The 14476-nt window shown below is 42.5% G+C and carries 9 protein-coding genes; all 9 read left to right on the forward strand.

The features are described 5' to 3' along the window. Positions 1 to 5 precede the first annotated feature (5 nt). The 9 genes from A33Q_RS11965 to A33Q_RS12005 all read left to right on the forward strand — a co-directional run bounded on the left by A33Q_RS11965 (position 6) and on the right by A33Q_RS12005 (position 14413). Complete coding sequence (locus A33Q_RS11965; RefSeq protein ID WP_009035010.1) at positions 6 to 4586, forward strand: T9SS type A sorting domain-containing protein; 4581 nt, start codon at positions 6 to 8, stop codon at positions 4584 to 4586. 81 nt (positions 4587 to 4667) lie between these two features. Then, positions 4668 to 5126 carry a hypothetical protein gene (locus A33Q_RS11970; RefSeq protein WP_009035009.1) on the forward strand — a complete coding sequence of 153 codons (459 nt, stop codon included), beginning with the start codon at positions 4668 to 4670 and terminating at the stop codon, positions 5124 to 5126. Positions 5127 to 5153: 27 nt separating this feature from the next. Next, a complete protein-coding gene (locus A33Q_RS11975; protein WP_009035008.1) occupies positions 5154 to 6326 on the forward strand; it encodes a serine hydrolase domain-containing protein in 1173 nt (390 codons plus the stop codon). Between the two features lie 252 nt (positions 6327 to 6578). Then, complete coding sequence (locus A33Q_RS11980) at positions 6579 to 7256, forward strand: porin family protein (RefSeq protein WP_009035007.1); 678 nt, start codon at positions 6579 to 6581, stop codon at positions 7254 to 7256. Positions 7257 to 7305: 49 nt separating this feature from the next. Then, complete coding sequence (locus tag A33Q_RS11985; RefSeq protein ID WP_009035006.1) at positions 7306 to 7896, forward strand: RNA polymerase sigma factor; 591 nt, start codon at positions 7306 to 7308, stop codon at positions 7894 to 7896. A 4-nt stretch (positions 7897 to 7900) separates the two neighbouring features. Further along, the gene (locus A33Q_RS11990) at positions 7901 to 8641 is read left to right on the forward strand and encodes a tetratricopeptide repeat protein (protein WP_009035005.1); all 741 of its coding nucleotides are present in this window, start codon (positions 7901 to 7903) and stop codon (positions 8639 to 8641) included. After that, positions 8638 to 11829 carry a CHAT domain-containing protein gene (locus A33Q_RS11995; RefSeq protein WP_009035004.1) on the forward strand — a complete coding sequence of 1064 codons (3192 nt, stop codon included), beginning with the start codon at positions 8638 to 8640 and terminating at the stop codon, positions 11827 to 11829. Before A33Q_RS11990 ends, A33Q_RS11995 begins: the two co-directional genes overlap by 4 nt. A gap of 190 nt (positions 11830 to 12019) precedes the next feature. Beyond that, positions 12020 to 13645: a hypothetical protein gene (locus A33Q_RS12000; RefSeq protein WP_009035003.1), complete on the forward strand. Its 1626-nt coding sequence runs from the start codon at positions 12020 to 12022 to the stop codon at positions 13643 to 13645. A gap of 138 nt (positions 13646 to 13783) precedes the next feature. Continuing rightward, the gene (locus A33Q_RS12005) at positions 13784 to 14413 is read left to right on the forward strand and encodes a fibrobacter succinogenes major paralogous domain-containing protein (protein WP_009035002.1); all 630 of its coding nucleotides are present in this window, start codon (positions 13784 to 13786) and stop codon (positions 14411 to 14413) included. The last annotated feature ends 63 nt before the right edge of the window (positions 14414 to 14476 follow it).

The following is a 14476-nucleotide window of genomic DNA, read 5'->3' on the forward strand; positions in this document are numbered from 1 at the left end:
AATCTATGCTTACTCCTGCATTTAAAACCTTTGGTATTTATTTTAAACAAAACCTTAAAACCAAGCTGCTGATTGCATTCATTTTTTGGTTGGGATCATTACTTTTTCAGTCTTCGGTTGGCCAGCAACTGATCTTTGTAGACGAACTCGAACGCCTACCTGACAGTGACCCGTCTGCTACCATCACGGCAGAGGTACTACCTGGTTCGCAGGGGAAAATCCTCTATGGTCAGATCGGAAATCAGGTGGTACGTTGGGTGGACGGAAAGCCTGAGCAGCTTGACTTGCCGGGAAGGATTTTGGAGACGAATGCGGACTTCTCCTTAATTAAAGGTGTGATCACAAATAATCAAAGGTACTATGTTTTCAAAGATGGAGAAATATCCCAATTCAATGTTCCTGAATCTTCAAGCTTCACAGATCTTCGTGTTGAATACTTTTCAGCTGATGGGTCTATTTTTATTGGAACGGCAAGAAAGAGAATTGGGGAAATTACCTCTCATTCAAGAGCTGTAAGAATCCAAAATGGCAATTGGGAAATCTTGGGCGATGATCCTGACGAATCTGTTTTTGCAAACAGCAACGTTGGTGCAGTAAGGGGTGAAAATGGTGAAATTGTTGTCGGATATTTAAATGTTGGTGGGGAGGGTAGAGGATTTCGCTATGATGATGGAGCATTCGAGTATTTTTCTAATCAAGCCCCTATTTATGCCACAGTGGCTTCCAAAAATGGAAATGCTATTGCGGGTCATATTTTAAACAGATCCATTCCAAATTATGTGGCATTCAAGTGGTATAATGGCAAACTATCTGTCCTTGAGGAATTGGAGCCAGGGACGAGGTATCACTATAGTACTTCAATAAGTAATGATGGAAATATTGTAACAGGTTACACAAGTAAGACAGGCGATGGAGTTATTGTCTTCATTCATATTGAGGGTAGAGGGATGCTTCGATTTTCAGAATTCTTAAATGATGAATATGGGATACAACTTCCTGGTGAAAGATTGATAAGCGCAGACCTATCGGAGGATCAAACGTACGTCACAGGAGAGCTGAGGTTTACAGTAAGTAACCAACGAAGCTTCATATTAATTTTGGACGAAAAAGATGACCGTCTAGTTGTCAACTCCACGGATGACCGTCCGCTCAATGTTGCTTCTGCTACGGATTGTAACACTGGCAGGAACGTGCAGGTAAACGGTAGGGATGTGCCTGAATGTACCCTTCGGGCTGCTATTCAGGCAGCCATCAACCGCCACCAAGATGGCGAAGAAAAGTCCACCGCCATTACCTTTAATATTCCTGAAGAGGGAGTAAAAACCATCAGCTTGCTCAGTCCTCTTCCTGAAATTACAGCACCCATTTTACTGGATGGTACTGGCCACCTTACTTCATTTGGGCTTCCCTTGGTAAGCTTGGATGGCTCGGGAACTTCCGGTTCCTGTCTGATCTTGAAACACAATGACATCAAAGTAAAAGGATTTGCCATCCATGGTTTTGCAGAACATGGGATCGTATTGGAAGGCTTGACGGGAATCGAACTTGAGACCTTGATCATCGGCACCAATGCCAACCGCAGCCCGGGATTGGGCAATGGTGGGGATGGTATCCAAATACTCGGTGATTCCAAAGTAAAAATAGGGGGTGCATCTAGAGGCCGTCTGCCTTTAGAGACCGAAAATTTCGGCACCAATGTGGCCATTCTCGGAAATGGGGGTAAGGGAATACTCATACACAACCCTGCCAATTCAGCGAATACCAGAAAAAAGGCTCCGGGTTATTATCAAGCTGAATGGGAAAATCGAAATCTTAGGATTGCAGAAGAGGAAAAGAACGTAGAGGTAAACAATGCCACATTTGGCATGCTCAAGTTTGAGGACATAGAAGCGTACACAGACCCCAACAGGGAGGAAGGTATTGAAATGATTGGTGCAAGAGGCATGAATATAGGAAGTAGCTCCTCCTGGGAAGGTGATGCTCCCTCTATTTCAATTTCCTCTTCCGAAATGGTTCATGTAGTTCAGATGTCTGCCAACAAAAACCGAGCTGTCATTTCTCAGCCCGACCATATCAATGTGGAAAGAGCACAATCCTCTTCCATTAAGGTTCGTGGCAGTAGGGGAATTACCATTGGATCTTATGATGAAGAAGATGACCCGATTGAAGGGGTTGGGGCAGGTTCCTACTTTTTGGATGTGGAAGATTCGGAAGATGTGGAAATACACCATGTATTGGTAGGCGCAGCAAAATCCATCAGTAATTTATCCCAGAGTCTCAACAATTCCCTTCGAAACCTTGAGGGAGGCATACGGGTGCACAATTCCCGCAAAGTCAAAATTGGGAGGCTTGGAATGACCACGGTTATAGTCAATAGTGGCGGAAAAACTGGTAGTCTGGGTGCCGGCATCCATATTTCCGGTAATCTCAGTCAAGCGATCCGGGTTGTTGCTGCCAAAGTAGGGGCCACCGACCTAGGAACATTTGGGGCGAATGAAGGTGATGGGATATTGGTGGAGGATGGGGTTGCAGATTTTGAGATAGGTGGGGAAAGTGAAGAGGAAACTGTTGTCCTTGCCGGAAACAAGGGGTATGGGCTTGTCCTGAGCAAACTGAATGAACACACAGTATTGGCAGAATACCTAACGCGGCAAATAGGAAGAGTGACTAACGTGATTACAGATGCCCTTGGAAAACCCACTTTTGGAGAAGTTATTTCCAACAAACTTGGTGCAGTCAAGGTAGATGACTCCTTCAATATCATGTTGGAGCGATTGAGTATTGGACAAACTGACGGTAACGGGATCGAAATAAAGGGAGATCTGAGCAAGGCCATCAAAATATTGAAAACAGGAATAGGTACTTTGGCTGAATATGAGCATCTACTTCCGGAGGAAATCAGGGGGCCAAAGGGTGACGGAATAGTCATTGACGGTGCCAGTAATATCGAGATTGGTGAAACTAACGGGCCTTCAGGGGTCAACATTTGGGGGAGTCTGGGAAGAGGTATTTCCATCCTGAATGCCAAAAATATACACGTTCACAAAGCCAATATTGGCGCGTTTGATCTTTCCCGAGTCACTGGTGCAGCAGCTACTGCGGCAAAAACCATAGGGAACGCCATGGGAGGAATTTATGTAGAAGCCTCCGAAAACATTGAAGTAGCCGAGTCCGAAATCAGCAATAACGGTAGCAATTCGGAAAGCCAATTTGGAGGAATCATGGTCAAAAGTGCAAATATGATCAAAATATTGGCCTCGGAGTTGGGAAACAGGCATGAGTCCGGAGAGATCCTTGGGAATGAAAAGGAAGGGATACTCTTGGAAAATGCAAGGCAGATTAAAGTACTGTCGAGCAAAATCGTTGGAAACATGGGCGGGATTTCTGCCGCATTTTCCGATTTGGAGTTGGACGGCAATACCATAGAAGCCCAAAAATCAGATGGGGTTAGGCTAGGAAATGGCATTTCGTTCCGGGGAGGACACCTAAAAATGATCCGTAATGTCGTGCAGGAAAATGAGGCTGTAGGCATTCAACTCAACGCAGTTCTGGGGGCTACCATCCGGGTAAACAACATAGTAGCGAATGCCTTGGGTGGGTTAAAATCAGGTGGAGAGAATGAACGCACCTTGGAGGAGGGGCAGGTTTTTGCCCAAGAAAACTGGTGGGGAGACGCTTCCGGGCCTGGTGGTAATGGATCGGGTTCAGGTGATCAGGTGCTGGGAAATGTGGATTATGCTGAGTGGCTCACCAGTCCCATCGGTATAGCGGTGACACCGGAAAGCCATTTGATTGGTTTGGAATCGAATGAAGAGCTGGAGCTTTCAGTGGCTTTTGCCAATCACCTGCTTACAACTGACAGGCTGAATGTTAGTATTGCGGATAGTTTGGGTTGGATACAGGGAAGTACTTCTTTTTCTGTGGATGTTTCGGATGGAGAGAAAACTTTCCAAACATTATCATTCCAACCTTCCGATAGCCAATCTTCTACCAACAAGGTCACCATCACGGCTACTTCAGAAGGCAATCCTGAGCTTGAAAGCGCATCCACTATTTATTTACTGGGGGAAAACCGTATTGTATATCTGAATAAAGATGAACTAAATGGACAAGACCATATTGACTTAGAAAGGGGGAATTTCCGAATAGGAGACGAACTTCTAATCAACAGTGGAGGTGCAAATGAAGAGAAGGTTCTGATCAAGGATTTTGGTTCGATTATCCTTGATGAACCTTTAAAATATTCTCATGCAGCAGGAGAAGGGGCTATTTTGCTTACAAGTTCCATTACTTCCATTGGTTTCGAGCCAAGGGAAAACACCCCAGCTATTTTAGGACAAAACTATCCCAATCCATTTACTGACAAAACTACCATACCAATTTCTCTTCCCTTAAGTTCCAACATCAGTTTTCAGGTATTTGATCAAATGGGCAGACTAGTAAGCACCTTGCATAAAGGGGTTCTGAAGCAAGGGAAACATTATTTTGAATGGGACGCTTCAGATCTTAGCCCCGGTATTTATTTCTACAGGATTGAGGGACTAGGTTTCATGGATACAAAAAGGATGTTTTTAAAAGGTCAGTAAAAACATCCGTCCAGGTTGATGACATCGGACAATTTTTCCAATGTATAAACAAATCTTCGGTTTAAGTAAAATTTTAATGCTATGAAAAAATCACATTACTTCTCCTTATTCAGTTTAGTCTTGGCCTTGTTGCTCTATAGCTGCCAAGAAACAGAAGAACCTGACAAGATAGATGATCTTCAATTTACAGTAGATTTCAACTTGGTACAGCCTGCTGAATTAAGATCAGATGGCTGGTATGTATCCAATCCGTATTATGAAGCCACTTTTCAGCATCGGGAAAATGTGCAACAATATGAATTTCGTACCATAAGGGAAGACGGAAGCAAATCAGATGTATTTGTCAGAAGGCCCAATCAACTTACCATACAAGACAACATCGTTCAACATAGGATAATATTAGGTTCACCGTATTTAGGTCTAGGAATTTCCGAGGCTGCCAAAAACCAGATGCTCGCAGAATTTCAGCAGATCATTGATCAAAGAGCAGGGCAATACCATAAGCTGGAGGTGACTGTAATTCCGGCTCCGGCTCCTTAATTTTTTTTGAACCTAAAACAAACTGTTATGAAAAATATCAAATACCTGATTTATCTATTTCTAGGGTTAGTAATCTTCTCCTGTACGGAAACTGAAGACGAAAACCCAACCAACCGTCCAGAGCAAGAGGATATTCTTGCCATCGACAATAGGGTTCAGGACATCATGCAAGAATTCTTATTTCCGGGACTTTCCATCGCCATTGCAGAAAATGGGAGATTGGTTTACACCAAAGCTTATGGGCTGTCAGATGTCAACACAGGTTCCCAGGTAAATATCAATAGCGAGTTTCGCTATTCCAGCTTCGCAAAGACCATTACAGGCATTGCCATCATGCAGTTGGTGGAAAAAGGCAAGCTTGCTTTGGATGACCGTGTATTTGGGGAAGGAGCAATTCTTGGGACAGAATTTGGAAATAATGCCTACTCCAACCGAATCAGAAATATCACGGTCAACCACCTGCTACATCATCTTTCCGGTGGATGGAGAAACTTTGTAGATGACCCTGTTTTTGATTCGCCTTTTAATCTTTCCCAGAATGAAATGATTTCTTGGGGCTTGGATAATGTCGCTCAAGCTACCAACCCAGGAACCACCTACCATTATTCCAATTTTGGATATGTCTTATTGGGCAGAGTAATCGAAAAGGCATCAGGGATGTCCTATGATGCCTATGTCAAATCGGAAATTTTAGACCCTGTAGGAGCAAAAAACACATACCTGGCAAATACATCTGCCAATGATAAAGGGCCTAATGAAGTATCCTATCTTGCTGATGACAGTTTGAGTCCTTACACAACATATAATATTGGAAGGGCAGATGCCACAGCTGGTTGGGTAAGTACACCAAGTGATGTGGTAAGAATACTCAGCGCTGTAGACCAGCAACCTAACCATCCTGCCTTGCTCAGCACCCAGTCCAATCAATTAAGGCGGACACCTTTGAACAATTCAGGTAACTACGGTAAAGGTGTTTATCGGTTGGCACACCCTGATCTTGGCAATGTCTATTGGCATGACGGATCTTGGCCTGGGACTCAAACCCTTTCCATTTCCATTCCAGGTAATATTGCCATCAGCGTTGCAATGAATTCAAGTTATCTGGACAACTACCAACAATCCCTTAATTTCATAGCCGGAAAGCTGTTTGAAATTGTGCAGGATGAATCCATCACTTTCCAGGATATAGACCAGTTTTGACAACATGATTTCTGAGAACCTGTAAGAGAAGGGGATTTTTTTAGTAAGTGAACACACTTCGGTAGACGGAGAAGATCAAATTGAATCAATGGGTAACTAGGGATATGGTTTGGTTTTCTCCATTTTTTTTGATGACAAATGCAGGAATTCTCGATGTAAAATAAAGAGAACAAAAAACCATTGAAAAGCTCAGTCAGCTGATTGGAGCAACACTATTCAATCAAATCAATTTAACAAATAGAAAATAAGCACATGAAAAAATTAGCAGGAATTATTGTCCTTATGGTCTTCTCACTTACGGGAAATGCACAAGTTGAAAACATTGAGTTTGGTGCTAGAGCTGGCTTAAATCTCAGCCACTTGATTATGAAAGACAACTTTGAAAGGGTACCAACCACAGCTAGGCCAAACGCAATGCTCGGTGTGTTCGCAAGAAAGTCTATTTCTGAACAATTTTCTGGTCAAGTAGAATTGCTATACGCTGGTATCAGCGGTGGGATAAAAGGTAATGAATATTCTGCTCCTGTCAATCCCAGGCATAATTTACACTATTTGCTATTACCAGTTTTGACCAGATACGCCATCAATGATAAAATCTCTCTTGAAGCCGGACCTCAGGTCGGGTACCTATTGTCGGCAAAAAGAGTTCAGAATTCATTAGGTCAATTAATCCCTGCAAATGCTATGAACCCTACAGGTGGTGGAGCCAATAATCCAAGCTCACCAACCAATTCAACTGATATCTCCGACTTCTATAAAAATGTGGACGTGGCATTTGTTTTAGGGGCATCTTATCAGATTCTTGACCCAATGTCCGGGTTTATCAGATATCAACATGGCCTAACCAATCTTTCTATCTTAGGAATAGATGGTTATGTCGATAGGAATATAGCACTTTCCATTGGTCTCACTTATTTATTTAAAAAGTAATAGACAATATGGCAAAAACATCATTTAAATTGGTCTAAAAACCAATTGGTTGTATATTTCTGCATTGAACATCGTGATGCAGCAATATACTTTTGAAAAATACAGTCAGGAAGAAATAATAGAGGGAATCAAAAATAATGATTCCAGGATGATTCAGGTATTCTATCAAAGCCAATACAAAAAGATCGAACAATACATATTGGCAAACAATGGAGATCCTGAAGACGCCAAAGATATCTACCAAGAAGCGTTTGTGGTCCTTTGGAGAAATATCAAGCTGGAGAAATTTCATCCTGAAAACGGAACCGCGATAGCGGGATACCTTTATCAGATTGCCAAAAACAAATGGCTGGATAAGTTGAGAAATGCCAAAAACAAAATTACCGTGGAACTGCAACCAAACCTTCACGAGGCTGAGGAAGAAAATGAGCTTGAAACAGAAGCTTACCATCAGTGGGTCGTCAAAGAGTTTGAAAATCTTGGCGAAACCTGCAAGGAGGTTCTGAAAAGGTTTTACTTCCAGAAAGAAAGCATGGAGCAAATAGCCTCAGCCTTTGACTGGACTTCTGCAACTGCACGCAACAACAAATACCGCTGCATTCAACAGCTGAAAGAAAAGTGGAAAACTAAAACCAAATAAGACTTTGAATAACCCAAATCATATATCACAAGAAGAGTTTGAAAGGATCGAACAGTATATTCTAGGAAGTATGTCTGCTTCTGAAGCTGATTTATTCCGGGAGGAACTGGAGCAAAGTGAGGACTTGAGAAAAAAACACGTAGAAGTCAAGGCTTTGATTTCGGCCGTGGAAGAAGGGGCTTTACGAAATAGCTTGGATAAATTCCATCAGGACATGGAAAGCGAATCATCTGGACCAGCTCCTGTCAAAAAACTCACACCTTGGTTTTGGTCTGCTGCAGCGGCCATAGCATTGGTAATAGCAGCGGCTGTATGGACACTTTATCCTCAGCCAACTAGCCATGAAAGGTTGTTTGCCCAATACTTTCAGGAAGACCCAGGTTTGATCACTGCCATGAGCTCAGAGGGACAATATGACTTTGATAGGGCAATGGTGGATTACAAGTCCGGGAATTACAGGGATGCAATACGTAGATGGGAAACAATTCTATTGGAGAAACCTGAAAATGACACCCTGCTTTATTTTATAGGCTCCTCACACCTTGCCCTGAAAGAGACGGAGGCTGCTATCTCCTACTTTGAAAAAGTGCTCTTACTGCCGGAAGGCAGGTTTACTGAAGATAATTATTGGTATCTGGGTTTGGCACACCTGGGAGAGGGAAGAATGGAAGAAGCCAAAGTCAATCTGGCAAATTCCACACATCCCCTCAAAGATCAATTGCTCAAAACTTTAGAGGAAAAATGAAAGCCTTGCTGCTGATCGTGTTGGCCTTGCTTTTGGCAGGCATGCAATCTGACAAACCCGTGGATGCACAATTGGCGGCAATTCAGGCATATTTATCAGAAGTACAAACTCAACAAGCTGAGAAGCTTTTTGAAAAATATACCCAAGAATATCTTGAGCAATCCGACTACCTAAATCTTGCTTATTTTATTCCCTATGCCGGATACATTGCACAACAAAAAGAATCCACCACTGCGGGGATAGAAGCTGCAGAAAACTGGTTGAACCTTATTAGGGAAAAAACCAATGAAGCCAGATCCTTAAGACAGGCATATCTGGAAATACACACTTATTACCTGGAAGCAGGGAAAACGCAGATGGCTTACGATGCCAATCTTAAAGCACTGGAATATACCTATCAGATGCCGGATTATAGGGGAGAAGAATGGGGCATAATCGAAAAAAACCTTGGCGTCATAGCCTCCTTGTTGGGTTCACCAGAGCTCGCCAAATCACATTCTTTGAAAGCCCATAAGGGTTTTGAGGAAGATCCTCTGACCTCTGCTGTCAGTAAATTCAACTCACTCAATGATCTTGGTGTGAGATACTGGTATGAAGCCAAATGGGATTCAGCGGAATATTTTTGGCTGGAGGGGATCAAAATGCTAGATCAGATGGAGGCCAATCCTACCAACCAATACTACCGAAAAGCCATGATCGATGGCAACCTGGCTGCAGTTTATGATGTCAAAGGCAATCCTCAGGAAAGTATCAAAAGGGTCAAATCTTCTATTGACCTGATCCAACATTTTTTGGAAAATGCCAAAGATGATCCAAAATGGAACAGAGCACATATTTCCCTCTTTTACAGCACTGCCAATCTCGCGGCCGTTTACAAAAGTGTGGGTAACTATCAAAAAGCACTTCAGCTGCATGAGTACACCCTTAGAGAAAAAGAAAAGCGCTTCGACCCCATGCACCCTGAGGTCATAGAAACTAAAATACACTTAGGACAAGCACATAATTCTCTCAAAAATTTCTCTCAGGCTGAGGGGTTCCTATTGGAGGCTTTGGAAGGAATCAGCCAAAATGAAGGTGAGTATTTCATTCAGGCAGGAGATGCCCACCATACCCTTGGTATGCTTTATGAATCCACTCAGCATATAGAAAAGGCCAAGTCACATTACCACAAAGCCAATGAATACTTTCTGAAAGGACTCAAAGACAAAGCTGACTACGTTTATCTGGGTTTTTTGGGGAATGCCTCCCGTTTTTTTTCATTGCAGGAAGAGTCCAAGACAGCATTGGAAATGGCTCAAAAAGGAGTTGATTATGTCTTCAAAACCGACGGGAAAAATACGGTCACCGGATTCAGCCAGATATTAAATTTAGGAGAAGTACATTTCAATTTAAAAGCATACCAAAGGGCCAAAGTTTTAGCCGATGAAAGTCTGGAAATCTTGGAAAGCCTGATTCGAAATACCAAGGGGAGCTTAGATTCAGTAAGGGTAGAGTTTGACAAACCACAGGCTGTATTGCTTCAGGTAAAATCAGAATATTACCTCAACCAGGACCCTTCACTGAATTTTTTGGAATCCAGCCTGGAAAAACTGATGGATGCACAACAGGTTTTGGAAAGGAGAAAAAACACACTCAACAACTCTGAAGACATCACCATACTTCAAAGCCAAAGTCAGGAACTCCTCTCTTTTATCAAAAAGATACAGTTTGAACTTTACCAAAAAACAAATGATGAGGCCTACTTGAAGTCTTTGTTGGCAGTACAGGAATCAGAAGTCTATGCCAAAATCCGTGCTCAGGTAAATCAGGCCGGTCTGGTATCTTTCAAGGATATTCCACAAAAAGTGCTGGACAGAGAAGCGCAAATAAAAGCAAATTTGAGAGATGAACTTGAAGAGGCGAGTTCATTGTCAGATTTCATAAAGCTCTCAAATGAATGGGATGATTTTCTCCAGATGCTCAGAACTGAATACCCAGACTATTATCAAACCCGCTATGCCAACATCAGCCGGCAGGAAATCCGTCTTCCATTATCCCTTCAGGCTGTAAGGTACATTTTTGTAGAAGACCACCTGTATGCCATTGTCATCAGACAGGGCAAGATGAAGCTTTATCCTCTGGATTTTCAGGCAGACTTGATCTCTAAGTTATCTGAAAACTGGCATGAGACAAAAGTAATCTGTGCCTTTAGCCATGAGTTGTACAAGCAGCTTTGGGAGCCATTTGCGAATGATTTGACAGAAGAAAGGGTGCTGATCATTCCGGATGGTATTTTGTATAACCTGAGCTTTGACATGTTGCTGACCGAAAGTACAGACAGTTTTCGGGATTTTTCCAAAAAAAGTCTCTTGGCCAAGCATGACATTTACTATCATTTTAGCCTTAGCCTGACCCAAAAGAAGCCTACTTCAAAAATTTCCTCCAATTACGTTGTTTTTGCTCCTGGATTCATCGACAATATGAAAGAAAAATATATGGCTTTTGTCCAAGACAGTTCTTTGGTAGACAAAGCCTATCTCTCATTATTGCCACAACCCTTTACTTTGAGCTTGGCGGAGAATGCGAGTAGGTCTTTTGAAGGAGAGCGCTATGTGCTTGAGGAATCCACGCCAGCTGCATTCCGGCAAAAGGCCGGCAACCATAAGATCATCCATATAGGTACACATGCAGAGTCCGATAATATCAGCCCGGCATTTTCCCGATTGATTTTTGCCAAATCCAATGGAGGAGGTTTGACAGATGAAGACAACTCACTTTATGCTTACGAAATTTACAACACAGACCTGCGGACTGAATTGGCCATCCTGACCGCTTGTGAAACAGGCAAACCCATCTATCAGCCGGGTGAAGGAATGATTTCCCTAAGCCATGCTTTTACTTATTCAGGCAGTGAGAGCCTATTGACCAGCCTATGGAAAATTGATGAAAAGGCCAGCAACCAGATCACTGAATTTTTCCTCCAACATATCAAAGATGGCCTCCCAAAAGACAGGGCACTCCGTCTGGCCAAATTACAATACCTTGAAACGGCACAGGGCAGAACTCTCTCTCCTCAGTATTGGGCAGGACTGATACTGATTGGAGACCCAGGGCCAATTGAAGGACTTAATGGCAATTACACTTGGGTGTATTGGCTTTTTGGAACGGTATTGTTGATTTCCCTTGGACTATACATGCTTAAAAGATAAGATTCCTTAATTTTTTTGATGACTTTTTTCAGTTGATTCGATGTCTCATTAAAGACTGATCATTCAGCCTTTTCTACCTGAAAAACAGATTTCAAAGTATCAGTTGGGCCACAGGTAAGCATCTCTTTATGCTTAAAAAAATCAGATAACATTTTGAATAGAACACTTATCCAACCAAAACACTAATCAGATGAAAATTCAATCTATCTTTTACGCTTTTCTTATCCTGTCTTTTTTCTTTCTGGCATGTTCAGAAAATGAGGATATCGACACGCCAAAGACTGACGATGGGATCCAGGAAAGAATCGCAACTGTGGTGTCTCCGCAAAATCAGGATATTTTTAAAGACCTTGGTCTTAACATCAACTCAGGAACCAACCCACCAAACATCGCAGGCCACTATAGAATAAAGAACAAGACATTACAGGCAACCACCCAATCGGGTGGCAATCAGGCCGGACATGTATTCCCGGATGCAGGAATTAGGTTTTTTGATCAGGTTTCTGAAAATGTCAAAATACAGGGAGTCAGGTTGATTGGTGAAGAGCTGACTGCAAACAACGCCATCATTACCGGTTCGGGAAATAATTTTTCAGTATTTGCTAAAGGAACGGCTAGAAACGGCTCCAATGCAGCCGTCTTTGATATCATCATATCAGGTACCAAAGACGGAAACAACCTCAGAAACCTTAAAATCGCCTATATCAATACCAACAACAGCAGTGGAGGAAACACCTTTGTCCCACAAGGAACAGCGCAATTGGTAACAGATGGAGGCTCTGTTTCCGAAGCCATTGAGTCCATCAGTGAAGTTTTGGAAAGTGGACCCGTAGATGATGACATTGACGAACCCTCAGGCGACGAAGGAGTCTATGTAGCCGGTTACCAAAGGTCCAGAGTGACCAACCTGAACATTGCCACTATTTGGAAAGATGGAGTCATCACAACCTTGGATAGTGAGGGCAAAAGCGGGATTGCTACGGGTATCACTTATATGGGGGAGGACATGATCATACCAGGACATTTGCGATCTACAGTTACCAGTACAGATGCTGAAGCTGTTTATTGGAAAAATGAAGAGTTGATCAAGCTGGACAACAATGGTCAGGCCTCAGAAGCATTGGCGGTATTTGTAGAAGGGAATGACCTATATTTTGCAGGAACTGTCAACAACAAAGCTGCCATCTGGAAAAACGGAACCGTTCAGGAGTTACCCACTAGAGGTACCAGATCAGAAGCCATGGGGATTTTTGTGGACAATGGGACTGTTTATGCTGTTGGTAGAGAAGTGGTGAGTGGCAGGTTTGTGGGGGTATTATGGAGAGACGGTGAACCTACCTATCTGAGTGAAGGCAGTAGAAATGTACATCTTTATGGTGTGGGGGTACTGAATGGGTCTGTCTATGTATCTGGAGCAGAAAACCACCCTGATACAGGTCCCGCAGATGCCAATAGATTGTATGCCCGCTTTTGGAAAGATGGAGAAGCTGAGTGGCTTATGGAAGGGCCAAGACTTTCCTATTCAAGAGCTGTAAAAATACACGATGGACATGTTTTTCTGATCTTTGATGAAGTGGCCGATGGATTTGGCAACAACAATCTTTATGTCATGAAGGATGGTGAACAGCAACAAATCTTCTCAGGCAAACCAGCCCAAGCTGCTGCTATTGAGGTAAAAGGAAATGATGTCTATGTCGCTGGTTATATTTCCTATGAAGCAGCATATGTCAAAAATGGGACAGAGGTAATGCTTCCTAAATCAGAACCTAGAATAGATTATGGCCAGACAGGTGCTTATGGGATTTATGTCAAATAATTCTGAAAGGAGGAGTAAATAAAACTGTAAACATTCGCAACCAATTTAAGACCCGGAGGGAAATCTTCGGGTTTTTTTATTGTGATACTTGATGACATTTAAAGGATTCTACGATGAGTAGAAAACACATCTTAATTCATGAAAAATCAATTCTTTAAAGGAGCCGCATTTCTCCTAATTCTCATTTTGAGTGCTTGCTTTTCAGAGCAAAACGATGACGACCCTTCTCCGGCAGAATTTGGATCATTTACTGATGATCGTGATGGCCAAGTTTACAGAACCATCCAAATAGGAAATCAAATTTGGATGGCAGACAATTTAAATTTTGAAACTGAATTCAGCCGTTGCTACGAAAATAATAGCCAAAACTGCGAGATTCATGGAAGACTATATAATTGGTGGGAAGCAATGGAAGCATGCCCTGATGGTTGGAAACTTCCCTCCATAGAAGATTTCACCACTTTACTTGGTGCAATAGGAGGATCGGGCAACGCAGGTGCTCTGAAGAGCAGAAATATTTGGGATTCCCCTAATCTTGGAGGCACTAATAATTCGGGGTTTTCAGCATTGCCATCCGGTAGAACTGATAACATTACACAAAACTTTAATGGATTAGGGGAATTAGTTGAGTTTTGGACGGCAACAGAAACAAGTGCAGGAACTTCAGCAAGGTACTTTACCCTATTCCATGATAGGGAGCAAGCTGCATTAGGACAAGGCAAATTCCTCACCGCTGGAGGATCATGTAGATGCATTAAAATTCAATAAAAAGACTTCATCAAATACCAAGTTGAGCTTGTGGAACTCTATCAAGCTTGTCTGATTTAAGCC

Origin of the sequence: Indibacter alkaliphilus LW1, from assembly GCF_000295935.2 — a bacterium.
Lineage (GTDB): Bacteria > Bacteroidota > Bacteroidia > Cytophagales > Cyclobacteriaceae > Indibacter > Indibacter alkaliphilus.

Excerpts from the sequence above, each read along its gene's own strand:
- A33Q_RS11970 (WP_009035009.1), top strand. The coding sequence starts at position 4,668 with ATGAAAAAATCACATTACTTCTCCTTATTCAGTTTAGTCTTGGCCTTG.
- A33Q_RS11975 (WP_009035008.1), top strand. The coding sequence starts at position 5,154 with ATGAAAAATATCAAATACCTGATTTATCTATTTCTAGGGTTAGTAATC.
- A33Q_RS11965 (WP_009035010.1), top strand. The coding sequence starts at position 6 with ATGCTTACTCCTGCATTTAAAACCTTTGGTATTTATTTTAAACAAAAC.
- A33Q_RS12005 (WP_009035002.1), top strand. The coding sequence starts at position 13,784 with ATGAAAAATCAATTCTTTAAAGGAGCCGCATTTCTCCTAATTCTCATT.
- A33Q_RS11980 (WP_009035007.1), top strand. The coding sequence starts at position 6,579 with ATGAAAAAATTAGCAGGAATTATTGTCCTTATGGTCTTCTCACTTACG.
- A33Q_RS12000 (WP_009035003.1), top strand. The coding sequence starts at position 12,020 with ATGAAAATTCAATCTATCTTTTACGCTTTTCTTATCCTGTCTTTTTTC.
- A33Q_RS11995 (WP_009035004.1), top strand. The coding sequence starts at position 8,638 with ATGAAAGCCTTGCTGCTGATCGTGTTGGCCTTGCTTTTGGCAGGCATG.